Raw genomic sequence first — 25747 nt, forward strand, 5'->3', positions numbered from 1 at the left:
ATGGGTCGTGTCAAGACAATTGCCCGCCGCACCTTCCTGATCGGCTCTGCCGCGATTGCCGGGGGCGTCGCCTTTGGCGCCTATTTGGTGGCACGCGATCCTGACAATCCGCTGACGGCCGAGGCCGGGCAGGGCGATGCCGTGTTCAACCCCTGGGTCAAGGTCAACGCCGACGGGATCACGCTGGTCACGCCGCATACGGATCTGGGGCAGGGGGCCGCGTCGATGCAGGCGATGCTGATCGCCGAGGAGCTGGACGTGGATCTCGATCAGGTCACGACCACGGTGGGCGTGCCGGCGGCGGCCTATTACAACACGGCGCTGGCGTCCGAGGCGGTGCCGTTCCGCTCCAACGACACAGGATTTGCGGCGGAGGCGATGCGCGACACGATGGGTGCAGTGATGAAGGTGCTGGGCGCGCAAGTCACCGGCGGGTCGACCTCGGTGCCCGACAGCTTTGACAAGCTGCGGCGCGCGGGGGCAGTGGCCCGCGAAACGCTCAAGCGCGCGGCGAGTGAGGAGACGGGCCTGCCCGTGGCCAATCTGCGCACCGAACGCGGCGCGGTGATCCTGCCGGACGGGACCGAGATACTCTACACCGATCTGGCGGCGACGGCGGCGACGCTCGATCCGGTCACGGATGTTACCCTGCGCGATCCGTCGGAATGGCGGCTGATCGGCACCGATCAAAAGCGGCTCGACATCGTGGCGAAATCCACCGGCACGCAGACCTACGGCATTGATCTGAAGGTCGAGGGGATGAAACACGCCTCCGTGCGGATGAACCCGCGCAAGGGCGCGTTGATGCTGGGTTTTGACGCGGCGGGCGCGGATAAGATGCGCGGCGTCGATCAGATCGTGGCGCTGCCTTACGGCGTGGCGGTTGTGGCGGACAACACGTGGCGGGCGTTTCAGGCGCTCGATCAGATCGAGGTCGATTGGGACGCGGCGCCCTTCCCGGCGGAGCAGGCGGATCATTGGGCCGAGGTGGCGGCATCGTTCACCGACGAACGGCTGGACAAGGAATGGCGCAACGATGGCGACATCGAGGGCGCGCTGGCGGGCGGTGACGTTGTCGAGGCGGAGTACCGCGCGCCCTACGTGGCGCACCAGCCGCTGGAGCCGCTGAGCGCGATTGCCCTCGTCGGTCAGGACCGCGTGGATATCTGGGCCGCGCATCAGCTGCCGCGTTTCGTGCAGCAGCGCATCGCGGGCAAGCTGGAGATGGAGCCAGAGCAGATCCACCTGCACAACCAATACGCCGGCGGCAGCTTTGGCCACCGGCTGGAGTTCGACAACATCGACGTGGCCGTGGATATCGCGGCCAAGCTGCCCGGCACGCCGATCAAGCTGACGTTTAGCCGCGAAGAGGATTTTGCGCAGGATTACAGCCGTCAGATCGGCATGGCGCGCGGGCGCGGGGCCCATGCGAACGGGCAGGTGACGGCGCTGGATCTGGACATCGCGACGGTCTCGGCGGCGCGGTCGCAGTCGAAACGGCTGGGCGCGCCGGTGCCGGGGCCGGATACGCAGATCCCGGCGGGCGCGTGGAACATGCGCTACGCGCTGCCGCATGCACGGGTGCGCGCCTATGCGGTGCCGGAGCTGGCGCCGACGTCGTCCTGGCGATCGGTGGGCGCGTCGACGGCGGGGTTCTTTGCCGAAGGGTTCCTGGATGAGTTGATCGTCGCGGCGGGAGCCGATCCGATGGCAGAGCGGCTGCGGCTGGTCAATGACCCGGACGCGCGCGCGGTGCTGGAGGCCGTGGCCGAGATGAGCAATTGGGGCGAGGCGCTGCCCGAGGGGACCGGGCGCGGGGTCGCCTTGGTCACGTCATTCGGTGTGCCCACGGCAGAGGTCGTCGAGGTGCAGCAGACCGACGCGGGCCTGCGCGTCACCCGTGCGTGGGTTGCCGCCGAAGTGGGCCGGGTCGTTGATCCGATCACTTTTGAGAATGTTGTCGCGGGCGGCGTGATCTGGGGTCTGGGCCACGCGATGAACTCGGAAATTACCTATAGCGACGGGCGGGCCGAGCAGGGCAATTACCACATGGCCGAGGGGATGCGCCTGCACCAGTGCCCGGTGATCGAGGTGCGCGGGCTGGAGAATGGCGACGCCATTCGCGGCGTGGGCGAGCCGCCGGTGCCGCCCGCCGCCCCCGCGCTGGCCAACGCGATCTATGCGGCGACGGGCAAGCGGCTGCGACAGATGCCGTTCTTTCACGAGGTGGATTTCGTATGAGGGCGGTGATGGTGGCGCTGGCCCTTGTCGGCTCTCCCGTGGCGGCGCAGGAGGTCGCGCGGGAGGACGGGCTGGACGCCTGGACACGGATCTATGCCGTGGCCTCGCACCCGCGCTGCACCAATTGCCACGTGGGCGAAAGCGGGCGGCCCGGCTGGGCCGGTCTGGGATACGGCGCGGAGCGTCTGCACGCGATGAACATCCAGGCGGGCGAGAGCCGGATCGGGGCGGAGACGATCCCCTGCCGCGTCTGCCACATCGGCGCGTCCGGCCCCAACAGCGTGCCCCACGCCGCGCCACAGGTGGATGACGCGTGGCGCCTGCCGCCGGTGGAGCTGGCGTGGCGCGGCAAGACGAGCGTCGAGGTCTGCGAGCAGATGCGCGACCCGGAGCGCAACGACGGGTTTGACGTGGCCGGTCTGGTCGAGCACGTGCGCGAGAGCGCGTTCGTGAACTGGGGGTTCGTGCCCGGCGGCGGGCGGGAGCCTGCACCGGGCAGTGCCGCCGCCCTCGCGTCGGATATCGAGGCATGGGGCGCGGCGGGGCTGCCCTGTGAGGACGGCTAGAAGCTTTGATTAAGTTCGTCTGCGGGGGGATTTCCCGCTCGCGCCGGTCGATATAGGCGCGCAGGGCCTCGTCGGTTGCGGGGTCGAGCGTGGGTTCTTGATACTCTGACAGCAGCGTGCGGGCGTGGGCGAGCGCGCGGCCCGTAATCTCGACCGAGCCTTCGGCGACCCATTGCTCGATCGCGTTGTTGTCGAACATCTGCGGCATGAAGAACGCGGTTTGAAAGTTCTCCTGCGTATGCGGGTGGCCAAGGTAGTGGCCACCCGGCCCGACATCGGGCACCGCCGCGAGGGCGGCATCGAAATCGTCGAAATTCACGCCGCAGGCCATCCGGTGCGCCATCGCGCATTGCTCTGCATCGACGATGAATTTCGCGACAGAGCAGTGCATCCCAGCCTCGTTCCAGCCCGCCGAATGCCAGATGTAATTGGCGCCCGCGTGCATCACCGCCGAGAGGGTCGTGGCACTTTCATAGCCCGCCTGCGCATCGAAGGTCTTGGCCCCGCCCAGCGTGTTCGAGGTGCGCCATGGCACGCTGTAATGCCGCGCCATCTGGCCGATCATGAAGTTCATCAGCGAGATTTCGGGCGTGCCGGCCATGGGGGCGCCGGATTTCATCGACACGGTGCTGAGGTAATGCCCGTAGATCGCGGGCGCGCCTGGGCGAATGACCTGGGTATAGGCCAGCGCCGAGAGCGCCTCGGCATTGAGTTGGGCGACGGAGGCCGCGACGGAGGCGGGCGTATTGGCACCCCCCAGCACGAAGGGGGAGCACAGCACCGGCTGGTTGGCGCGGCTGAACGCGCGCATGGCACCCAGCATCGTCTCGTCCCACACCAGCGGGGAGTTGCCGTTGCAATTGCCGGTGACGACGGCGTGGCTCTCCATGAAGTCGGCGCCGAAGAGGATGCGGCACATCTCGATCACGTCCTCGGCGTTGCGCGGCGAGGTGGTCATGCCCATGAACGTCTTGTCGGAGTATTTCATCGAGGAATAGGTGATGCGCAAGTGGCGCTGGCTGATCGGGTGGTCGTAGGGTTCGACGATGTGATGGGCCGAGGAATGCAGCGCGGGCATCATGTGCGAGAGTTTGTGAAACATCGCCAGATCGTCGAGCGTGGGATTGCGGCGCACATCGTCCAGATCGCGCAGGTAGGGCGCGCCGGTCATCGGCACGAACATGGCGCGGGTGCCGCCAAAGGGGATGTTATGCGCCGGATTGCGCGCGTGATAGGTCCAGCCCGCCGGGATCGTTGCGATCAGGTCGCGCACAAGGCCACGGTCGAGATACACACGCTCCCCCACCACCTTGGCGCCTGCCTTGCGCCAGTCGGCGAGGGCGATCTGGTCGCGGAAGACGACGCCGGTATTCTCTAGGATCTCCATCGAGGCCGCGTCGATGCGTTCGATCTGGCTGCCGGTGAGGATCTCGCAGGGAGGGATCTTGTTGTCGATGCCGGGCAGCATGGTGACATCGGGGATGCTGCGGAGGGCGCGGCGGGCGGTGCGGCCCCCGGCGCGAGTGCGAAGGGTCATGGGCGTCTCCTGTGGTTGGGGGCAGGTTAGCAGGGGGCGGTGCCGGGGGTGTTGTCCGATTGCGCCGCGTGCGGGCGCGGGGGTGGCGCGAATGGTCTTGACGGGCCGCGCGGTTGCGGTCCCTTGTGAGCGCATGGACATCTTACACACCCCCCGCCCCGCGCCGCTGACCGGTTTGCACGACATTCCGCTGCCCTCGGGCGATGCGCCGCGCGCGCAGGCGCTGGTGGCGCGTTGCCCGTCCTACGCGCAGACGCCGCTGGAGACGTCGGTGGCCATCGCCACCGAGGCCGGCGTGCAGGACGTCTGGATCAAGGACGAGCGCGGGCGCATGGGGCTGGGCAGCTTCAAGGCGCTGGGCGCGGCCTATGTGATCGCCGTGGATAAAGAACGCGGCGAGGCGTCGGGGCGCACCTATGTGACCGCGAGTGCGGGCAATCACGGGCTGTCGGTGGCGGCGGGTGCGCGGGTGTTTGGGGCGGCGTCGGTCGTATACATCGCGCAGACGGTGCCCGAAGGCTTTGCCGCGCGGCTGGAGGCGGAGGGTGCCGAGGTGCGCCGCGAGGGCGCGACCTATGAGGACAGCCTACGCGCGGCGGAAGAGGCGGCGCAGGCCAACGGCTGGGCGCTTTTGTCGGACGGCAGTTGGCACGGCTATACCGAGCGGCCGCACCGCCTGATGGAGGGTTACACCGTGCTGATGGCCGAGGCGATTGCGCAGGTGCCCGATGTGCCGACGCATATCTTTTTACAGGCGGGTGTGGGCGGGCTGGCCTGTGCCTGCGCGCGGCTGGCGCGGCAGGCCTGGGGCGACGCGCCGCGCATCGTGGTGGTTGAGCCGGAGGCGGCGGCGGCGCTGCAGGGATCGATCAAGGCGGGTGCGGCGGTGGAAAGCGCCGGGCCGGTGTCCGACATGGGGCGGCTCGATTGCAAGATGCCCTCGCTCATCGCGCTCAAGGGGTTGGCGCAGGATGCCGACGCCTACGCGCTGCTGAGCGAGGCCGAGGGGCAGGCCGGCGCGGGGCTGGCGATGGTGGCGGGGCTGGAAAGCTCGCCTTCGGGGGCGGCGGGGATCGCGGCGCTGATGGCGCTGTCGCAGGAGCAGCGCGAGGGTCTGGGCCTCGATGCCGCCTCGCGCGTGCTGTGCATCCTCAGCGAAGGGCCCGCGTGAGCGCGTTTGACTACATCCGCTCAGAGCCGGGGCCCGCGCCGCTGGGTCTGATCGTGTTGCAGGTGGACGAGACGATCGAGGCGGATATGCGCGCGCTGCTGCCTGAGGGTCAGCCGCTGTTTGTCACGCGCATCCCCTCGGGCGCGGAGGTGACGCCCGAGAGCCTGCGCGCGATGCGGGGGCAGATCGCGTCGGCGGCGGGGCTGCTGCCCTCGGCGCGCGGTTTTGCCTGTGTGGGCTATGGCTGCACCTCGGCCACGGCGCAGATCGGCGCGGAGGCGGTGGCGGATCTGGTGCAGGCGGGGGTGGCGACGGCGCGGGTGAGCGATCCGCTGACCGCGTGTCGGGCGGCCTGTGCGGCGCTGGGCATCACGCGGCTGGCGCTGCTGTCGCCCTATGTCGCGTCCGTGTCGGAGCGGCTGCGCGCGGCGCTGGGCGCGGGCGGGATCGCCACGCCGGTTTTTGGCAGTTTCAACGAGCCGGTAGAGGCGAATGTGGCGCGCATCGATCCCGCCTCGACCGTGGCGGCGGCGACGGAGCTGGCGCGGCAGGGCGGTGTGGAGGCGATTTTCCTCAGCTGCACCAACCTGCGCACGCTGGCGGCCATCCCGGAGATCGAGGCGGCGACGGGATTGCCCTGCCTGTCGAGCAATCAGGTTTTGGCCTGGCACATGGGGGCGCGTGGAAAACTCCCCGGCAGGCTGGCGCAGGTGCGCTCGCAGGCTTGACCCTTGCGCGGCTTTGGCCTACCTCAATCCCAGCGCGGGCGTTGTGTAATGGTAAGACCTCAGCCTTCCAAGCTGATGATACGGGTTCGATTCCCGTCGCCCGCTCCATCCCCTCCGACAGATGCGACCAAAAGCCGGGGCAGGGCCGCTTGACCCTGTGCGGTCACTGGGCCAAGTAACGGCACGTTTTGCCGAAAGGAGCCGTCATGGCCCGCTCTCCCGCCCCCGCGCCTGCCCCGTCACAGGACGCCGACCGCGAAAGCTCGCGCCAGATTTCGGCGTTGCGCGCGCTGGCGCCGTTTTTGCGGCCCTACACCGGGCTGATGGTGGCGGCGATCACGGCGCTGGTGCTGACGGCGGTGATTTCGTTGCTGTTGCCGATGGCCGTGCGCCGGGTGGTGGATAATTTCGAGACCGCCGAGATGGCGCTGCTCGATCAGTACTTCCTCGGCGCGCTGGGCATTGCCGGGTTGCTCGCCATCGGGACCGCGCTGCGCTACGCGCTGGTGACGCGGCTGGGCGAGCGGGTGGTGGCCGATATCCGAAAGGCGGTATTCGACCGGGTGATCGGGATGAGTCCGGTATTCTACGAGCGGGTGATGACCGGCGAGGTGCTGAGCCGGATCACCACGGATACGACGCTGATCCTGTCGGTGATCGGCTCCTCCGTATCGGTGGCGCTGCGCAACGTGTTGATTTTCTTCGGGGGCATGGCCCTGATGCTGCTGACCTCGGCCAAGCTGACGGGGCTGGTGCTGCTGATCGTGCCTGCGGTGGTGGTGCCGATCCTCGTGCTGGGGCGTCGTTTGCGGGTACTGAGCCGGGAGAATCAGGATTGGATCGCGGCGAGTTCGGGCAATGCCTCCGAAAGCCTTGGCGCGGTGCAGACCGTGCAGGCCTTTACCCATGAGGCGGCGAGCCGGGGGCAGTTCGCGGCCATGACCGAAAGCTCGTTCGATGCGGCGCGCAGGCGGATCCGCACGCGGGCGTTCCTGACGTCGATCGTGATCTTTCTGGTGTTTTCGGGTGTGGTGGGCGTTTTGTGGATCGGTGCGCGGGACGTGCGCGCGGGCGATATGTCGCCGGGCATGCTGGTGCAATTCCTGATCTACGCGATCCTTGTGGCGGGCGCGGTGGCCGCCTTGTCCGAGATCTGGTCAGAGCTGCAACGCGCAGCGGGCGCGACCGAGCGGTTGGTCGATCTGCTGGAGACGCGCGATCCGGTGGTCGATCCGGCCAATGCCGCCCCGCTGCCCGCGCCCGTTCAGGGGCATATCCGCTTTGAAAACGTCGGCTTCAACTACCCCGCGCGGCCCGATATTCCGGCGCTGGATGGCATGACGCTGGATATCAAGCCCGGTGAGACGGTCGCCTTTGTCGGCCCGTCGGGCGCGGGCAAGACGACCGTGATCCAGATGATCCTGCGGTTCTACGATCCGCAGACGGGGCGGATCACCTTTGACGGGGTGGATCTGAAGGCGCTGGCGCGCCCCGAGCTGCGCCGCCATATCGCGCTGGTGCCGCAGGATCCGGTGATCTTTGCCGCGAGCGCCCGCGACAACATCCGGTTTGGCCGCCCCGATGCCACGGATGCCGAGATTGATGCCGCCGCCCGTGCGGCCGCCGCGCATGATTTCATCGCGGCGCTGCCCGACGGCTATGACAGCTATCTGGGCGAGCGTGGGGTGATGCTGTCGGGCGGGCAAAAGCAGCGCATCGCCATCGCGCGTGCGATCCTGCGCGACGCGCCGGTGTTGCTGCTGGACGAGGCGACGAGCGCGCTGGACGCCGAAAGCGAGGTCGCCGTGCAGGCCGCCGTCGAAGAGCTGAGCGCGGATCGCACCACACTGGTGGTCGCGCACCGTCTGGCGACGGTGAAAAAGGCCGACCGCATCGTGGTGCTGGAGGCCGGGCGCATCGTGGATGAGGGCACGCATGACGCGCTGGTGGCCAAGGGCGGGCTGTACGCGCGGCTGGCGCGGTTGCAGTTCACCGACGGGCTCGCCGCCGAGTAGAAGGTGCTTGCGTCCGCGCGCGCCATCGTCACACTCCTCCCAGCCAATCATGAAGGAGTAGTCAGATGGGTTTGTGGAGTTTCGTAAAAGGGGCGGGCAAGAAGGTATTTGGCGGCGATGACGACGCCGAAGTCTCCGGCGCCGCGCTCAACGATGAGCTGAAGGATCTGGGGCTGGACGCCGAAGGCCTCGACATCACGGTCGAGGGTGACAAGGTGAAGGTCAAAGGCAAGGCCGCAAGCCAGGAAATGCGTGAGAAGGTCATTCTGGCCGTGGGCAACGTCGAAGGCGTGGCCGAGGTTGAGGACGAGATCGAGGGCGGCGCGGGCGAGCCTGTGTTCCACACGGTCGAGGCGGGCGACACGCTTTGGGCGATCTCGGAAAAGGCGCTGGGCAACGGCGCGCGCTACGAGGAAATCTTTGAGGCGAACAAGCCGATGCTGAGCCACCCGGACAAGATCTATCCCGGTCAGGTGCTGCGCATCCCCACGGCCTGAGCCTTTGCGGGCCCTGGGGCCCGTTCGTGACGTTCCGGCACGCGGTTGCCTGACGTAGCGTCCACGCGGCGGGCGCGCTTGAATTTCGCGCGTCCGCACGGCATCGTATGCCCGCATAGCCAACAAGCCGCGCAAAAGCGGCCTCTCGGGAGGAGACACCATGGGTTTCAACGGACACCAAGACCGCGCGCGCATCGAAGGCGAAAGCGCGTGGGAAGACCGCGATCTGCACAAGACGCTCTACGGGATGCTGTCGGCGACGGCGGCCAAGTTCCCCAAGCACAACGCGATGACGTACCAGCTGCAGTCCGGCCCGACCGACCCGGCCGAAACGCTGAACTGGCAGCAATTCCACGACAAATCCGTGCAGGCGGCCAACCTGTTCCGCAGCCTTGGCGTCGGTCCTACGGATGTGGTGGCCTATGTGCTGCCTAACGCGACAGAAACCGCGCTGAGCCTGATCGGCGGGGCCATCGCCGGTATCGTGAACCCGATCAACCCGCTGCTGGACGCCAGCCAGATCGGCGCCATCCTGCGCGAGACGGGGGCGACCGTGGTCGTCACGCTCAAACCCTTCCCCAAGACGGATGTGGCCGAGAAAACCGCCGAGGCGGTGAAGCTCGCGCCGAACGTCAAGACCGTGCTTGAGGTCGATCTGCTGCGCTATCTCACGGGCCTCAAGAAATTTATCGTGCCGCTGATCCGCCCCAAGCGGAAAACGCAGAACCAGGCGACATACAAGGATTTCAACGCGGAACTGGCCAAGCAGCCCAAAACGCTGACATTCGAGGATGTGCAGGAGGACCGCGTCGCGTTCTACTTCCACACCGGGGGCACCACGGGGATGCCCAAGGTCGCGCAGCACAAGTATTCGGGCATGATCTACAACGCCTGGCTGGGCAACACGATGCTGTATAACGAGAACGAGGTTGCGATGTGTCCGCTGCCGCTGTTCCACGTGATGGCGGTACATTCGGTGCTGATGGGGGTCATCCATTCGGGCGCGCATATCGTGCTGCCCACGCCGCAAGGCTATCGCGGCGAAGGGGTGTTCGACAACTTCTGGAAGCTGTGCGAGCGCTGGGGCGTGACGTTTATCATCACCGTGCCGACTGCGATTTCCGCCATGATGCAGCGTCCGATCAATGCGGATCTGTCGACGGTCAAGACGGCGTTCTCGGGCTCCGCACCGCTGCCGCAGGAATTGTTCAAGCGGTTCGAGAAATCCACCGGTATCGGCATCATCGAGGGCTACGGCCTGACCGAGGCGACGGTGCTGGTGTCGTTCAACCCGATTGACGGCGAAAAGCGTATCGGCTCCATCGGGGTGGAGATCCCCTACACCCGTGTGCGCATCATCAAGGGCACGGAAAACGGCCCCGTCCATGCGGGCGTGGATGAGATCGGGGAGATCTGCGTGTCGAACCCCGGCGTCTTTGCCGGGAACACCTATACCGAGGCCGACAAGAACAAAGACCTCTACTACGACGAGAAGTTCCTGCGCACGGGCGATCTGGGCCGCAAGGATGCGGATGGCTATATCTGGATTACCGGTCGGGCGAAGGATCTGATCATTCGCGGCGGTCACAACATCGACCCCGCCGAGATCGAGGAGGCGCTGCTGGGCCACGAGGCCGTCGCCTTTGCGGGCGCCATCGGTCAGCCCGACGCGCACGCGGGCGAGGTGCCTTGCGCCTTTGTCGAGCTGGTCGAGGGTGCGCGCGTGACCGAGGACGAATTGCTGGCGTTCTGCACGGAACACGTCAAGGAGCGCGCGGCGCAGCCCAAGCATATGACCATCATGGACGAGCTGCCCAAGACCGCCGTCGGCAAGATCTTCAAACCCGATCTGCGCCGCCATGCCATCACCCGCGTCTACAACGGGGAGCTGGAGAAGGCGGGCGTGGCCGCGCGGGTCGATCACGTGATCGACGACAAAAAGCGTGGGTTGGTCGCACAGGTCGCGATGAACGGGGCCGACAAGGCCGCCGTGGGGGACGTGCTGGGCAATTTTGCCAACCAGTGGGACGCGATCTGAGCCCGGTAGATTATGACGCGTATCTCGACCCCGAGGTACGCGCCTATATCGCGCGTGGGGCGGCGTTCTATCCGCCCGGCGCGACCGCGCTGACTGTAGCCGAGCAGCGCGCGACCTATGACGCCATGTGCGCGGAGTTTCATGCGGGCACCCCGCCGGGGGTCGTCACCGTTGACGAGGCCTGGGGCGGGGTGCCCTGCCGCCGCTACGAGGTCGGCGCCACTGACACCACCGTCATCTACTACCACGGGGGCGGGTTCGTCGTGGGCGGGCTGCACAGCCACGACGACGTCTGCGCCGAGATCTGCGCGCGCACGGGCTTTCGGGTGATTTCGGTGGACTATGCGCTGGCGCCCGAGGCGGTGTTTCCCGCCTGCTACACCGATGCTTTTGCGGCGTTCCGGGCGATCCGGACGGCTCATGCGGGGCCGATCGTGCTGGCGGGCGACAGTGCCGGCGGCAATCTCGCGGCAGCGGTGAGCCACGCGGCGCGGGCAGAGGTGGCGGGGCAGGTGCTGATCTATCCCGGTCTTGGCGGGGACCGTACGCGCGGCAGCTACGTCACCCACGCGCAGGCCCCCGAACTGACGACCGCTGATCTGGTGGCCTATGAGACGCTGCGCACGGGCGGGGCGGTGCCGCCGGTGGGTGATCCGCGCTATGCGCCCCTGCACGACAGTGATTTTGGCGGGCTGCCGCCGTCGGTCATCGTGACGGCGGAATGCGACCCGCTGGCCAGCGACGGGGAAGCCTACCGCGACGCGATCCGCGCCGCCGGAGGGCGGGCGGTGTGGTTTGACGAGGCTGGTCTGGTGCACGGGTGTCTGCGCGCGCGGCACATGAGCGCGAAGGCGGCGGGGCTGTTCGACCGTGTGGTCGATGGGGTGGCCGCGCTGGGCGCCGGGCGCTGGCCCTACTAGCGCAGGAACGGTTTGGCTTGCATGGTGTCGGGGATGTCGGCGCCAAGGCGGCTGAGGATCGTGGGGGCCAGTTGCAGCTGGTCGATCACGGTGGTGTCGGGCGGGCCTTCGGCGGGCCCGAAGTAATAGAGCGCCGCCTCTTGTTGCAGCGCCCCACGCCCTCCGTGGTGGCCGCGTTCGTCCTGCCCGTGATCGGCGGTGACGATGATCTCGTACCCCGCCGCGCGCCATTTGTGGATGAACGGAGCGAGCATTTCGTCCATCACGAAACAGGCGTGATCCATTTCCTGACAGTCGTGGAAATAGCGGTGGCCCATGCTGTCGAGCGTGCAGGTGTGCAGCATCCCGTAATCGAGCGAGAAGCGCTGGCACAGGTTGCTCAGCGTGGCGAACAGATCGACGTCGGAGGGCGTCATCTGGTTATCCCGGCCGTAGCCCGTCATGGTATGAAAGCGTCCGTGGTTGATGCTGGTGCTTTCCGGCTCATCGTATTCGATATCGCGCACGTAGTCGAAAGGCGCGCGGTTGAAGAATTCGGACCAGAAGCTGTGGGCGACAGCGCCGGTGATCCCGCCCGCCGCGCGGACCTGACCAAAGACGTCGGGCTGGCCCAAGTGAAAGACGTTGCCGTTGCCGGTGCAGCCGTGCCGGGCGGGCGGCATCCCCGTATGGATCGAGGCGTAGCAGGAGGCGGAGATCGAGGGCAGGACCGAACGGATCTTCCACACGCGCGCCTCGCCACTGTCGACCCACCCTTCGAGATTGCCGAAAAGGCGGCGCCAGTTGCGCCAGGGCACGCCGTCCAGAATGATCAGAAGCAACTTGTTTTGCATGGTGGTCTCCCCGAGCTATTCTGGGCAGGGTGCGCGCGGGCACGGGCAGGTGCAAGGATGATCTGGGGTCACGCGTTTGTGAGCGGAAATGGCGTGCCCGATTGGCTATAGCGAGGGGCAGCATAGGAGACCACGATGGCAAAGACGAACAAACGCAAGCGGGCGCAGGCGGAAAAGCGTGGCGCGGCACCTCAGGCGACACGTGCGCCCGTCAATCGCCGCGCGCTGCTGGGGTGGAGCATCGCGGGCGTCGCGCTGGCCGGGGCTGCGGGCGCCTGGGGGGTGACGTCGTTCAACGCAAGCCAGGCGGAGCGGGATCTGAGCCGGATCGGGCAGGGCGCGCCCGCCATCGTGCAGATCCACGATCCGCAGTGCCCCCTGTGCAACGATCTGCAACGCGAGACACGCAAGGCGCTGGCGGGACTCGAGGGGGAGCCACCGGTCTATCTGGTGGCGGATCTCACGCTGCCCGAGGGGGCGGCATTCGCGCGCGATCACGCGGCCGCGCATGTGACGCTTTTGCTGTTTGACGCAGCCGGTCGCCGGGTGCAGACGATCCAAGGGCCGCATACGCGCACGCAGTTGCAGCCGATGTTCGCGCGGCTGACGCGGTAGCGTTTTCCGCCACGGAAAACGGTCGGAATTTTTCGAAAATTCCGGGATAGGGCGCAAATAGAGCAGGCCCTGGACACATTAGTGACAGTGCACCCTGCCGACCTTTGTTTCCATGTGGCAGCACTGTCCGGGAGGTGAGCTTTTGCGGCAGCCGCCTCCGTGCGCAATTTCGGACGGAGCTGTTTGCGTGGCAATTTGCGCAGCAACTACGTTAGGCGATGTTCCGACGACCAGCGCGAACACCAATAGAATCTGAGGCACGGCGCACTCTCCATAGTTTAGTTAATAATCCATTAACAACCATGGCGGGTGTGCGCAATACGTGTGTGCATGTTGGCTGCCCCCAGCTTTTGTCAAAAAAACATGCGTGATGCGCAACAATTGAAGCGGGCGGGCGGCCGATGATGGTGCCGACGGTCTGGCGCGGGTTCATCGCGGTGTCGGCCATCTGGTAGATCATCTGCAATTCGCGCAGATCATCGCGGGGCGGGGTCGGCAGATCGGGCGACGGGGCGCGCGGGACCGGCTTTGGGGGCAACCCCAATATCGAGCGCGTATCGCCCACCCAGATGTGCCGTGATGAGCGGACCGTCACCATCGGCTCCGTTTGGCGAGATGAGCGCGGCTGAGCGGTGCGCGTTCTAGAAGAGCGCGTCGAAATTCCGCGTCGCGTAGCTGCGGCTGCGGCGCACGAAAATCGCCAGATCATAGCGGGTATTGCGCATGACGGTGGTGGAGCGACCGTTGGCCGTATTTGAAAACGTGCCGCGCAGTTCGCCGTAGCCGTTGCAATTGAGTTTCAGCGCGTCCGCCGGGCCGCGCAGGGTGCAGATCTTGGCAAAATTGGCGCCGAAGACCTGCCAGACCCGGTCGGTAAAACTGTTGGTCTCGAACAGGACGGGCGCGATGGTTTTCGTGCCGGTGGATTTGTCACGCACGATCATGATGCCGGGCTTGACATAGTCGGTATAGCGGTCGTTCTTGGGATGCTGGCGGAGCGTGCTGTTTTCCAAAAGGAAGCCGCTGTTATCGACGCAGTGATCAATGACCGCCTGCGAGAAACCCACATTCTCCATCTCGCGCGAGATCTGGCGCCGGAAGCCGCGTTTGGCGTTGTCTTTCGCGGAAGGTCGACCGCTCCACCAGAAGGTAGAGGGGCAGTAGGCTTTTGTGGAGGCGTAGACACTGGAAGCGTTCTTGGATTTCAGAAAATTGGCTTCGCGGTTGATAAGCTGCGATTTGGCCTGAAGCACGTCCCAATCGGTAGCAGCGGCCGTCGTTGCGGCGAGGCAGAGGGCTGCGGACAGGAGTATCTTTTTCATAAGGTTTCTCGGTGGTTATTCGAATATTCAGAAATCATATCAGCTGTGAATGCGGCTACAAGCCGTGGGCGGGTAAAGACTGTCGAAATCGGCCGCAATAGTCCAGCGCATCCAGGTGCGTGAGGGGCGCGATGGCCTGTATTCGATTAGGGACGATCTGATAAGGAGCCGCAAGCCTGGGGCGGTCGTCGGTCGGGTCTAGTTTCCCGCACTCTCCATGCGGCGGCTTTCGATCGTTTCTTCGAGCCAGCCGATCTTCATCTTCGGGACCGAGCTGAGCAGCAGATCGGTGTAGGCGTCGAAGGGGGGGACAGGACTTGCGATTTCGGCCCGTAGCGCACGACCTCACCCTGGTACATCACCGCGATACTGTCGGCGATGGCTTTGACCGTCGCCAGATCGTGCGTGATGAAGAGATAGGCGACGTCCTCGATCTTTTGCAGGTTCAGCAACAGCTTGAGGATCCCGTCGGCCACCAGCGGATCGAGGGCTGAGGTGACCTCATCGCAGATGATAAGCTTGGGCTTGGCGGCCAGCGCGCGGGCGATGCAGACGCGTTGTTTCTGGCCCCCGACAGCTCCGCCGGGTAGCGGTCCTGAAAACCCTCGCCCAGCTCAATCTCGTCGAGCAATTCCTGGATCCGCTCCTGTTTGGCGCGCCCCTTGAGGCCGAAGTAGAATTCCAGCGGGCGGCCGATGATGGTGCCAACGGTCTGGCGCGGGTTCATCGCGGTGTCGGCCATCTGGTAGATCATCTGCAATTCGCGCAGATCGTCGCGGGGCCGGGTCGCCAGATCCGGCGTCAGGGCGCGCCCGTCAAAGGTGATCTGCCCCGCCGAGGGCGGCAGAAGCCCGGTAATCACCCGCGCGAGCGTCGATTTGCCGGAACCGCTTTCGCCCACCACGGCGAGCGTCTGGCCGGGGTGCATTTCGACGTTGATATTTTTGAGCACGTCGAAATCGGTGCCCTTGTAGCGCGCGGTGATGCCTTCGACCTTGAGGATGGGGGTATCGGTCGGCGTCTTCTCCTCATGCTCGATCGAGCGGACGGAAACGAGCGCCTTGGTGTATTCCTCGCGCGGGGCGTTGATGATCTGGTCGGTTGTGCCGTATTCGACCATCTCGCCCTGCTGCAGCACCATGATGTGATCGCTGACCTGCGCGACCACGGCCAGATCGTGCGTGATATAAAGCGCGGCCACGCCAGTGTCGGCAATCGCCTCCTTGATCGCGGCAAGCACGTCGATCTGCGTGGTGACGTCGAGCGCGGTGGTCGGTTCGTCAAAGACCACAAGATCGGGTTCGGGGCACAGCGCGAGCGCGGTCATACACCGTTGCAACTGGCCACCCGAGACCTGATGCGGGTAGCGTTCGCCGATGGTGTCGGGATCGGGCAGGCCGAGTTTGGCAAAAAGCGCGCGGGCGCGGTCTTCGGCGTCGCGGCGGTTGAACTTGCCCTGGCCGATGGCGGCTTCGGTGACCTGTTCCATGATGCGTTTGGCAGGGTTGAAGGAGGCGGCGGCGGATTGGCTGACGTAAGTGACTTCGGCACCGCGCAGACGGCGGATGTCGCCCACGCCGGTTTGCAGGATATCGCGCCCGTTCACGGTGACCGTGCCACCCGTCAGCTCGACCCCGCCGCGCCCGTAGGCCATTGTCGCCAGCCCGATGGTGGATTTACCGGCCCCGGATTCGCCGATCAGGCCCAGCACCTTGCCGGCCTCCAGATCGAAATCGACGCCGTGCACGATTTCGATGTCGCGGGATTTCTCACCGGGGGATAGATCGTCGCGCCGATTTTCAGGCCGCGGACTTGCAGGAGGGGTTTGTCAGTCATGTAAGTCGTCCGTCTATTGCAGGCCCCGCCCGGCGGCACGCCGGGCAGCCCCCGACCGCTCCCACGGGCGGGGGCTTCACCCCCACCCGCGGCCGGGGGCTGCCCGTTCCGCAGAAGTTCGCGCTTTGCCGCTGTGCAATCCTCGCCCACATCACCCGCGCCCGCCTTTCAGCGAGGTGGTGCGCGACAGGATCCAGTCGGCCACGAGGTTGATCGAGATGCACAGCGCCGCGATGGCGAAGGCCGGGTAGAGCGCGGCGGCAATGCCGTAGTTGATGCCCTCCTTGTTCTCTTTCACGATGCCGCCCCAGTCGGCCTGCGGCGGTTGCACGCCGAGGCCCAGGAACGACAGCGTCGAGACAAACAGCACCATGAAGATGAAGCGCAGCCCCATCTCGGCGACCAGCGGGCTGAGCGCGTTTGGCAGGGTTTCGCGGAAGATGATCCAGCCGATTTTCTCGCCCCGCAGGCGCGCGGCCTCGACGTAGTCCATCACGGTGATATCCACGGCCACGGCGCGCGCCAGACGGTAGACGCGGGTGCTGTCCAGCAGGCCCATCAGCACGATCAGCACGGTGATCGTGGTGGGCATCACCGACAGGACCACCAGCGCAAAGATGAGCGAGGGGATGGACATGATGAGATCGACAAAGCGGCTGAGCAGCTGATCGACCCAGCCGCCCGACACGGCGGCAAAGAAGCCCAGGACCGAGCCTGTTACAAAGCTGAGCAATGTGGCGGCGGTCGCGATAAAGATCGTTGTCTGCCCCCCGAAGACCATCCGGCTGAGCAGGTCGCGCCCGATGCTGTCGGTGCCCAGCAGGAAACGGTCCGATGGGGCTCCCACACGTCGCCGACGACTTCGGCCATGCCGTAGGGGGCGACGAAGGGCGCGAAGATGGCGCAGAAGAAGAACAGCGTCGTGAAGAACAGGCCGACGAGGGCGGCGGGGGGGATGCGGATCATGTCAGGTTGTCCCCGATGGTGGGGTGAGTGTTGCAAACGCTACCGGGTGTCTCCCCGCGCCCTCGCGGAGCGAGGACGCTTGGTCGCACGAAATGAAAAATTCGGGGATTTTTCATTTGGGATGCCTCAGGCGGGGGTTGCTTACGATGGAGACGATGTCGGCGATCAGGTTCAGACCGATGTAGACGGCGGCAAAGATCAGGCCGCAGGCCTGCACCACCGGCACGTCACGCTTGGCCACGTGATCGACGAGGTATTGGCCCATGCCGGGATAGGCAAAGACGACCTCGACCACCACGACGCCCACCACCAGATAAGCGAGGTTGATCATCACCACGTTGACGATGGGGGCGATGGCGTTGGGAAAGGCGTGCTTGCGGATCACGGTCAGCATGCGCAGCCCCTTGAGCTCTGCCGTCTCGATGTAGGCGGATTGCATGACGTTCAGGATCGCGGCGCGGGTCATGCGCATCATATGCGCCAACACGACAAAGGTCAGCACGATCACCGGGATCGCGATGGCGTTGAGCTTTTGCCACAGGTTCATCGACTCGTTGAAAAGTGCGACCGACGGGAACCAGCCCAGCTGGATCGCGAGGAAATAGATCAGGATGTAGCCGATCATGAATTCGGGGATCGAAATCGTCGTCAGCGTCACGGCCGAGATCAGCTTGTCCGGCCAGCGGTCCTTGTAGCGCACGGCGAGCAGGCCCAGAAAGATCGCGAGCGGTACGGAAATCAGCGCGGCCCAGAAGGCCAGAAACAGGGTATTGCCGAGGCGCGAGGAGATGCTTTCGGCGATGTCGCGCCCGTTGGTCAGCGCGGTGCCCAGATCGCCGGTCAGAATACCGCCAAGCCAGTTGAAATAGCGCGTCACCGGTGGCTCGTTCAGCCCCAGTTCGGCGCGCAGGTTTTCAAGCGCCTGCGGGGTGGCCGACTGGCCAAGGATCTGCTGGGCGACATCGCCCGGCAGCATCATGGTGCCCGCAAAGATCAGGACCGAGACCGCCAGAAGCAGAAGGATGCCCAGCGCGACGCGCTGGGCAATGAGTTTTAGAACAGGGTGCATCGATCCGCCTTACGCGTCCGTCACCCAGCCTTTGATCATGACCTTGTTGTTCATCATCTCGCTGTTGGGATCTTCGATCCAGCCACCCAGGTTGGCGGCAACACCGTCGACGAAATCGTTGAACATCGGCAGGATCACGCCGCCCTCTTCGCGCAGCATGCGGCCCATCTGGGAATACAGCTCCTTGCGCTTGGCGTCGTCGAGCTCGGCCTTGGCCTCGTTGAGCATGGCGTCGAATTCGGGACGCTTCCAGCGGGTGTCGTTCCAGTCGGCGGAGGACAGATAGGCCGTGGCGTACATCTGATCCTGCACGGGGCGACCGCCCCAGTAGGACGCGCAGAAAGGCTGTACGTTCCAGACCTCGGACCAGTAGCCGTCGTTCGGCTCACGCTTGATTTCCAGCGGGATGCCGGCCGCTTCGGCGGATTGCTGGAACAGCGCCGCCGCATCGACCGCACCGGGGAACGCACCGTCTGCGACGCGCAAAACGATGGGCGAGCCGTCGTGACCGGATTTTGCGTAATGCTCCTTGGCTTTCTCGATCGAGTGCTCACGCTGCGGGATGCTGTCGTCGAACAGCGGGTAGGAGGCGTTGATCGGGAAATCGTTGCCGATGGAGCCATAGCCGCGCAGGATCTTGTCGACCATCTCTTCGCGGTTGATGGCATATTTCAGCGCCAGCATCACGTCGTTGTTGTCGAAGGGTGCGGTGTCCTTGTGCGCGATAAAGACATAGTGGCCGCGACCGGCGACGGATTTGACCGACAGGTTCGGCGCACGGTCCAAGAGGGCCGCAACCTTGGGGTCGACGCGGTTGATCGCGTGCACCTGACCCGATTGCAGGGCTGCCGTGCGGGCGGTGGCATCGTTGAGAACAAGCTGCTCGACCTCGTCGGCGTAGCCGCGGTTTTCGCTGTCCCAGTAATCGTCGCGACGCTTGAACGCGTGGCGCACGCCGGGCTCGTCGATCTCAAGCGTGTAGGCGCCGGTGCCGATGGCCGCACCGGGGTCTTCCATGCCGCCGCCGGGCTGGATCATCAGGTGATAGTCAGCCATCAGATAGGGCAGATCGGCGTTGGCTGTTTCCAGGTCCACGATAAAGTTGTCGCCGTCGACCTTCATCTCGGCGATGCCTTTCATGATGCCCAGGGCACCGGATTGGCTTTTCTCGTCGGAGTGGCGCTGCATGGTTTTCAGCACGTCGTCGGGGGTCATGTCCTTGCCGTTGGAAAACGGGATGCCCTTGCGGATCTTGAACACCCACTGTTTCGCGTCGGCGGAGGCTTCGACGCTTTCGGCCATGCGGAAGTCGATCTCACCCTCGGGGGAGACTTCGACGAGTGTTTCACCCCAGGCGCGCAGGTTATTGAGCGGAACGGACGACGCGGTCAGCGCGGGGTCTTGCGTGTTGGTGGATTCGCCACCGCCCGAGCCGATCTTCAGCATGCCGCCGCGCACGGGGGTGGCGTGGCCGTCGGCGCGCGCGCCGGTTGTCAGCATGGCATTGGCGGCAGCGGCTGTCACGCCAAGGGCGGCAGCGCGGCCAACGAATTCGCGGCGGGTCATCAGGCCTTTGGCGACTTCGGTGCTCATATGTTTGAGTTGATCGTTCATGTTTTCGGTACTCCCAGTGGAATCGGACGTCATGGATGCGCCCGTTTGTTGATTATGCAGTCAAGGTTGCGCATTTGCGACAGGGTCGCAAGGTTTAATGCCGCTTTGGCGGCTGCCGCAGGGTCAAAGGTGATCGCGGGCGATCCGCTTGCTCAGCTTGCGGTGGTAGACGCGGGTTTCGTTCTCCCATGCCTCGATTTCGGCGGCAAGGGTGAAGTGGGTGGCGTCGGCGTGCATCTCGCAGCGCGCCTCGGTGCGCAGGTGGATGTCGTCGCGGATCAGCTCGTCGGTCCAGTGGCAGCTGCCGCGCGCGCTGAGTGGGTCATCGGGGTGGATCTCCCAACGCTCGCGCGCGACGGAGCCGGTGATGAGCCCGTGGTCAAGGTTGCGGGACTTGCCGAAGTCATCCTCGATCACAAGGCTGTGAACCCCGGTGACCATATCGACCTCTTGGCGGCGGATGTGGTTTTCGGGGCGGATTTCCTCGGTTTCGAGCGCAGGCGCCGCGGCAGGGGGTGGGAAGGTCACCTCGTCGCCGCCCGGTGTGGGGCGCTGGGGCAGGGCGATGGCCCTTGGGTGAGGGTCAGCGTCGCGGCCTGCGGCGCGGGCCAGATCAGCGGCCAATAGGCTGTCGAGACGGCGACGCGCAGGCGGTGGCCTTCGGGCACGCGAAAGGCGATGTGATCGAGGTCGAGCGTCACGGTGACGGGCGTGCCTTCGGGCATCGGCGCGGGGTCGGCGGCGCTGTCACGGTGGCTGAGGTTGAGCACGCCATAGGTGATGCGCGCGCTGGCGCCATCGGGGTGGATATGATTGAGCCGCACGGCGATCTGCGCCTGTGGCCGGTCGCTGGCGAGGGTCAGCGTGACGCGCGGCGCACCCACGATATCCATGGGCGCGTCCAGCGGTGCCGATGTCCAGCAGGCCGACAGCGCATCATCGCCGCGCTGATCGCCGGGCATTTCGGGGCCAAGCCAGATCGCGCAGTATTCCCCCGCCGCAGCGCCGCAGGTCGCGGGGGAGGACACGGCTTGGTTCAGGTTCTCGGGAGAGGACGTGAGCGCGCCCTCTTGCGACAGATGCAGCGTTTGCGCGGGCAGATGCGCGGTGGCGCCCTCGGCTTCGGCGACCCAGCGGCCCGGGCGCTCCGCGTACCATGCGGCGGGGCGCAGACCGTCCATCAGATAGGCGCGGTAGTCGGGGTCGTCCTCGACCCCGGTGTCGATACCTTTGAGCCAGCGATCCCACCAGCGCAGCGCCTCTTGCAGAAAGCCGATGCGCGGCTCTGGCACGGCGAAATGAGGGTATTTGTGCACCCATGGCCCACGATACCCTTGGCGCCCGGAAGCGCCTCGACCAGTTGCGGCACGGCGTTCTTGTAGGCGTCGCCCCAGCCGCCGACGGCCAGCACCTTGGCCTTGATCGCCGAGAAATCCTCGCAGACCGATCCGTGCTGCCAGTAGGCGTCGCGGCGTTGGTGGGTCAGCCAGACTTCGGGCAGGAACGGCTCCGCCTCCAGCCGCTCCAGCCACATCTCGCGCCAGTTGTCGCGCAGGGCGGGGTCGGGCGCGCGGGACGAATAGCTCCACATCGTCGCCCCCCAGCCGAGGTTTTCGTTCAGCAGGCAGCCGCCCTTGTAATGGATGTCGTCGGCAAAGCGGTCGACGGTCGAGCACAGCGTGATGATCGCCTTGAGCGCGGGCGGCGCGAGGGCGGCCACCTGAAGCGAATTGAAGCCGCCCCAGCTGATCCCCATCATCCCCGCCGTGCCGCTGCACCAGCCTTGGGCGGTGGCCCATTCGATCACCTCGACCGCGTCCGACAGTTCCTGCGCGGTGTATTCATCCGCCATCAGCCCCTCGCTGTCGCCGTTGCCGCGCATGTCCACGCGCAGACAGGCGTAACCGTGGGCGGCAAAATAGGGATGCGTGAGCGCATCGCGCGCGGTGGTGCCATCGCGTTTGCGGTAGGGCAGGAATTCGAGGATCAGCGGAACCGGCGCATCTGTTGCCTTTTCGGGACACCAAAGCCGCCCGGAAAGACGCGTGCCGTCGCGCAGGACAATGCCCAGATCGGGGGTTTCGGTCACGGGCGGCAGGTCATTTGGCAGGGATGTCATGGCCCAAGGGCACGAATTTGCGCGCGCGGAGTCAATCGCAAAGCTTGATCTGTCAAGCAAGTGATTGGAAAGACAGCAAAGTTTGGGCGGGTTGAAGGGCTACAGGCTGTAACCTTTGTGGTTGTAGTTGTGTCTTTGGGCGCACACAGACCTTGGGAAGGGGGAAACTTTGCCAATAAAGCACTGGATTCTGAGGCGGTTTCCTGCCTACTGTGGCGCAATAACGGTGAAATCATGGCGCGATTAAACGGGCCAGGTAGCAGCAAAACAACAAAATCAGAAACAAGCGACCCGCACCAAGACGGGCGTTTTGAGGTAGAGTGGTAGAACGATGAAGGCGATTGATTTCGTCGTCCGCGCTGATGCGGGCGGTTTGCAGCGTGGCACGATGCCAGGTGATGCACAAAACCAGACAATTGTGGCCGGTGCCGGTCAGGAAATCTCCATCAACGCACGGCAGACCGACTTCAAAAGTCAGGTCCGCGAAGGGGATCAGCTGGTCATCACGTTGAGCGATGGGCGCACCATCACCATCGACAACTTCTTTAACGAGACCGGCGAGCCGAACCGGCTGTTCATTTCGTCCGAGGGCTATCTCAACGAGGTCAGCTTTGTCGATAATGGGCAGGGCAACCTGTACGCCCAGTACGGGCCAACGTCCGAATGGGGCAAATGGAGCCCGTCGGATGATCTGATTTTCCTCGGTGATCCGCAGGTTGCGGGTGTGCCGCTCAACAGCGATGGCGAAGAAGTGTCGATGCTGGGGGCGGCCCTGCTGGGGGGCACCGGTTTGCTGAGTTCTGGCGCCGCGGTTGCGGCCGGTGTCGGCGGCGCGGCGGTCATCGCCGGTGCGGCTGGCGGCGGCGGGGGCGGGGGCAGCGATGGCCCTGCGGAGCCGTTCGTGAATGACGCCGACGGCTCAAGCCTGATCGGCGGCGACGATGCCGAAGAGCAGCTGACCGTTTCTGGCGGTGGTGAGCCGGGCGACGAAGTTGTCGTGACCGTTGGTGACAAGCAGATCGAGACGATTGTCGATGACGAGGGCGAATTCGAAGTCGTGTTCGAGGGCGATACCTTCCCCGAGGATGGCGAATATGAGGCGGTGGTCGTGTTTACCGACCCCGACGGCGGGCAGACAACGCTCGACGGTCCGGATTTTGTGATCGACACGACCGCGCCCGAGATCGTCGTGACCTCCGGCGTGGAATCGACGGGCGATTTCTTCAACTCGGTCACCTATGTCGACGGCATCACGCTGACCGGGACCGGTGAGGCAGGCGCGCGTGTGGATGTGACGCTGGGCGAGGTGACGCAGACCACCACCGTGACCGAAACCGGCACGTGGACGGTCTCGTGGGAGCCGGGCACATTCGAGAGCGGTGAGTTCACCCTTTCGGCCGTGATCGTGACCACCGACAGCTTCAACAACAGCCGCTCATACACCGAGACCGTTGTGGTCGACACCGTGACAACCGTCACGGTCGATACCGCGACCGTCGGCGGCGACGGCGTCATCAACGGGGCCGAGCATGGCGCCGGGGTCACATTCACCGGCACGGCACAGGCCGGATCGTCGGTCGAGGTGACCGTGGGCAGCGTAACCCATACGGTGACCGCAACGACCGAAGGCACCTGGACGGCAACCTTTACCAGCACCGAGATCACCACCGGTGAATATCAGGGTCTGGTGTCGGTGCTCGCCACGGATGTGCACCAGAACACCGCGACCGCGTCGGGATCCTTTGACGTCGACACCTTCGTGCGTGATTTTGCCATCACCTCCGCCACCGGCGGCGACGATGGTGTCATCAATGCCGAGGAAGCGGGCCAGCCGCTGGTTGTGACCGGCACGACCGAACCTGGCTCGACCGTCGTGGTGCAGCTGGGGGAGACGAGCGTGAACGCAACCGTCTCTGCCACCGGCAGCTGGACGGCGACCTTTGCCACGGGCTCGATCACATCCGGCACCTACACCACAACCATGACCGCAACGGCCACCGATGCGGCGGGCAACGTGGATACGGCAAGCACCAGTGTCACCGTCGACACCGAAGCCGGCGTGTTGACGATCGACGCCGATCCGGTCGAGACGGACGATATCGTCAACGAGGTCGAAGCCTCGGACGGTGTGGTCCTGACCGGGACCGCGGATGCCGGAGCTAGCGTTGTCGTGAACATGAACGGCGTCAGCACCACAGTGACGGCGACAAATGCCGGCACCTGGGAGGCGTTCTTTGCCGCCGGGGACGTCGCACCGGGGGTTTATACCGCCGATATCACCGCCACCACGACAGACGCCTTTGGCAACAGCCGTTCGGCCACCGACAGTGTCGAGGTCGACACGCGCGTCGATAACCTTGCCCTCGATACCGACAACGCGGGCGATGACATCGTCAGCGGGGCGGAGCAGGCGGCGGGCTTTGCCGTGACGGGCACGACCGAAGTGGGCACGACCGCTCTTGAGGTGACAGTCGGCAACCAGACCGTGAACGCCAGCGTGGACGCACAGGGCAACTGGACCGCGAACTTTGGTGCGGGCGCCGTGGATGCGGGAACCTACAATACCGGCATCACCGTCACCGCGACAGACCGGGCGGGCAACGTCAAGACCGTGACCGGCAGCATCGACGTCGACACCGAGGTCGTCCCCTTTGCCCTAACCTCGAACTCGGCCGGGGCCGATCAGGTGGTCAACGCCGCCGAAGCGGGCGCGGGCATTGATCTGGGTGGCGTGGTCGAGGCGGGATCGAGCGTGCGTGTCACGTTTGACGGCACCGCCTACGACGCCAGCGTGGATGCGGCGGGCAACTGGTCGCTGACCGTGCCGGCGGCAGATGTGCGCAGCGGCTCTTACGCGGCCAACATCACCGTGGAGGCGACCGACCATGTCGGCAACACCGCCGTGATCGAGGACACGCTGTCGATCGATACCGAAGCGCCCGATGGCCCTGTCATCGCGTCCTTCACCCGCGCGGGCGACGGCATCCGCGGCATCTCGATCGAGACGGAGATGGTCAACGGTGCGCCGACCGAGGATGTGCAAAGCGTTGTGCAGGTCAACACCGACGGCACGATCACCGATGTTGCGGGTCAGCAGGGCTTCAACAGCTTCCGCGGCGAGACCGAGTTCGCGTTCAACGACAACGTGCCGAACGGCGCGCAGCTGATCGTGAATGCGACGGATGCGGCGGGCAACACGTCGGGCACGTATCTGGTGCTGGACGACGAATCCGCCACCAACGCGGTTGACCTGAGCAATCTGGCGCTGGGTGAATACCAGATCGAGAACCTCGATCTCGACTTTGCCGAAGCCGCAAGTGTTGTCATCGACGAGGCGAGCCTGCTGGCCCTGTCGACCGAGAGCAACACGCTGACCATCCACGGCTCTGCCGAGGACCAGGTGCAGATCGTGGGCGGTGCGCTGACCGGGACGCAGGACGTCGATGGCCAAAGCTACAACGTCTACAGCGTCGGCAGCGAAGGCACCTTGCTCATCGATCCGGAAATTCCCGTCACCATCTGATGGGTCGGGCCGGGGTGATCCCCGGCCCGCATCACTTTCGGGCATGCGGCGGGGCTAAATCATCGCCGCAGCCCAGACAATAAAAAATATAATAAAAACATATCAGTGCAGGCACCTACAAAAGGGCGGGATATGGG

At 65.3% G+C, this 25747-nt stretch carries 15 protein-coding genes, 1 tRNA gene and 4 pseudogenes; 11 read left to right on the forward strand and 9 right to left on the reverse strand.

The window, feature by feature from the left end; all coding sequences use genetic code 11:
- On the forward strand, positions 1-2241 hold the full coding sequence (locus KDD17_RS02825) for a xanthine dehydrogenase family protein molybdopterin-binding subunit (RefSeq protein ID WP_212705196.1): 2241 nt from the start codon (positions 1-3) through the stop codon (positions 2239-2241).
- On the forward strand, positions 2238-2807 hold the full coding sequence (locus KDD17_RS02830) for a hypothetical protein (protein ID WP_212705197.1): 570 nt from the start codon (positions 2238-2240) through the stop codon (positions 2805-2807). The genes KDD17_RS02825 and KDD17_RS02830 overlap by 4 nt, the downstream gene beginning before the upstream one ends.
- Before the next feature lie 85 nt (positions 2808-2892).
- Here the strand turns inward: KDD17_RS02830 and KDD17_RS02835 are convergent.
- Positions 2893-4530, reverse strand: a pseudogene (locus tag KDD17_RS02835) (trimethylamine methyltransferase family protein); the annotation flags it as partial.
- Between KDD17_RS02835 and KDD17_RS02840 the strand changes: the two are divergent.
- The 7 genes from KDD17_RS02840 to KDD17_RS02870 all read left to right on the forward strand — a co-directional run bounded on the left by KDD17_RS02840 (position 4478) and on the right by KDD17_RS02870 (position 11713).
- Positions 4478-5515: a pyridoxal-phosphate dependent enzyme gene (locus KDD17_RS02840; protein WP_212705198.1), complete on the forward strand. Its 1038-nt coding sequence runs from the start codon at positions 4478-4480 to the stop codon at positions 5513-5515. The pseudogene KDD17_RS02835 and the gene KDD17_RS02840 overlap by 53 nt on opposite strands.
- The gene (locus KDD17_RS02845) at positions 5512-6243 is read left to right on the forward strand and encodes a maleate cis-trans isomerase family protein (RefSeq protein ID WP_254796868.1); all 732 of its coding nucleotides are present in this window, start codon (positions 5512-5514) and stop codon (positions 6241-6243) included. Before KDD17_RS02840 ends, KDD17_RS02845 begins: the two co-directional genes overlap by 4 nt.
- A gap of 34 nt (positions 6244-6277) precedes the next feature.
- Positions 6278-6351 (forward strand) — tRNA-Gly (locus tag KDD17_RS02850).
- 98 nt (positions 6352-6449) lie between these two features.
- A complete protein-coding gene (locus tag KDD17_RS02855; protein ID WP_212705199.1) occupies positions 6450-8258 on the forward strand; it encodes an ABC transporter transmembrane domain-containing protein in 1809 nt (602 codons plus the stop codon).
- 65 nt (positions 8259-8323) lie between these two features.
- Positions 8324-8755, forward strand: coding sequence for a peptidoglycan-binding protein LysM (lysM, locus tag KDD17_RS02860; RefSeq protein WP_212705200.1), 432 nt, complete (start codon positions 8324-8326; stop codon positions 8753-8755).
- A 160-nt stretch (positions 8756-8915) separates the two neighbouring features.
- Positions 8916-10793, forward strand: a complete 1878-nt coding sequence (locus KDD17_RS02865) for an acyl-CoA synthetase (protein WP_212705201.1) — start codon at positions 8916-8918, stop codon at positions 10791-10793.
- Positions 10778-11713 carry an alpha/beta hydrolase gene (locus KDD17_RS02870; RefSeq protein ID WP_254796869.1) on the forward strand — a complete coding sequence of 312 codons (936 nt, stop codon included), beginning with the start codon at positions 10778-10780 and terminating at the stop codon, positions 11711-11713. The genes KDD17_RS02865 and KDD17_RS02870 overlap by 16 nt, the downstream gene beginning before the upstream one ends.
- On the opposite strand, the gene KDD17_RS02875 is transcribed toward KDD17_RS02870, so the two are convergent.
- Complete coding sequence (locus KDD17_RS02875) at positions 11710-12546, reverse strand: alkaline phosphatase family protein (RefSeq protein WP_212705202.1); 837 nt, start codon at positions 12544-12546, stop codon at positions 11710-11712. The two genes, KDD17_RS02870 and KDD17_RS02875, sit on opposite strands and share 4 nt — an antisense overlap.
- A gap of 135 nt (positions 12547-12681) precedes the next feature.
- Here KDD17_RS02875 and KDD17_RS02880 point away from each other — a divergent pair, with 135 nt between their 5' ends.
- Positions 12682-13161 carry a hypothetical protein gene (locus KDD17_RS02880; RefSeq protein ID WP_212705203.1) on the forward strand — a complete coding sequence of 160 codons (480 nt, stop codon included), beginning with the start codon at positions 12682-12684 and terminating at the stop codon, positions 13159-13161.
- Positions 13162-13372: 211 nt separating this feature from the next.
- Here the strand turns inward: KDD17_RS02880 and KDD17_RS02885 are convergent, their stop codons facing one another.
- From KDD17_RS02885 to KDD17_RS02915, 7 genes and pseudogenes are all read right to left on the reverse strand, one after another.
- Complete coding sequence (locus tag KDD17_RS02885; RefSeq protein ID WP_212706290.1) at positions 13373-13759, reverse strand: hypothetical protein; 387 nt, start codon at positions 13757-13759, stop codon at positions 13373-13375.
- 43 nt (positions 13760-13802) lie between these two features.
- Positions 13803-14483 carry a hypothetical protein gene (locus KDD17_RS02890; RefSeq protein WP_212705204.1) on the reverse strand — a complete coding sequence of 227 codons (681 nt, stop codon included), beginning with the start codon at positions 14481-14483 and terminating at the stop codon, positions 13803-13805.
- 198 nt (positions 14484-14681) lie between these two features.
- Positions 14682-16319, reverse strand: a pseudogene (locus KDD17_RS02895) (ABC transporter ATP-binding protein).
- 151 nt (positions 16320-16470) lie between these two features.
- Positions 16471-17285, reverse strand: a pseudogene (locus KDD17_RS02900) (ABC transporter permease).
- Between the two features lie 112 nt (positions 17286-17397).
- Positions 17398-18354, reverse strand: a complete 957-nt coding sequence (locus tag KDD17_RS02905) for an ABC transporter permease (RefSeq protein WP_212705205.1) — start codon at positions 18352-18354, stop codon at positions 17398-17400.
- A 9-nt stretch (positions 18355-18363) separates the two neighbouring features.
- Positions 18364-19968: an ABC transporter substrate-binding protein gene (locus KDD17_RS02910; protein ID WP_212706128.1), complete on the reverse strand. Its 1605-nt coding sequence runs from the start codon at positions 19966-19968 to the stop codon at positions 18364-18366.
- 123 nt (positions 19969-20091) lie between these two features.
- A pseudogene (locus KDD17_RS02915) lies at positions 20092-22087 on the reverse strand (CocE/NonD family hydrolase).
- A 331-nt stretch (positions 22088-22418) separates the two neighbouring features.
- Here KDD17_RS02915 and KDD17_RS02920 point away from each other — a divergent pair.
- Complete coding sequence (locus KDD17_RS02920; RefSeq protein ID WP_212705206.1) at positions 22419-25610, forward strand: Ig-like domain-containing protein; 3192 nt, start codon at positions 22419-22421, stop codon at positions 25608-25610.
- Positions 25611-25747: the final 137 nt, after the last annotated feature.

It is taken from the genome of Sulfitobacter albidus, assembly GCF_018200035.1.
Taxonomy (GTDB): Bacteria; Pseudomonadota; Alphaproteobacteria; order Rhodobacterales; family Rhodobacteraceae; genus Sulfitobacter; species Sulfitobacter albidus.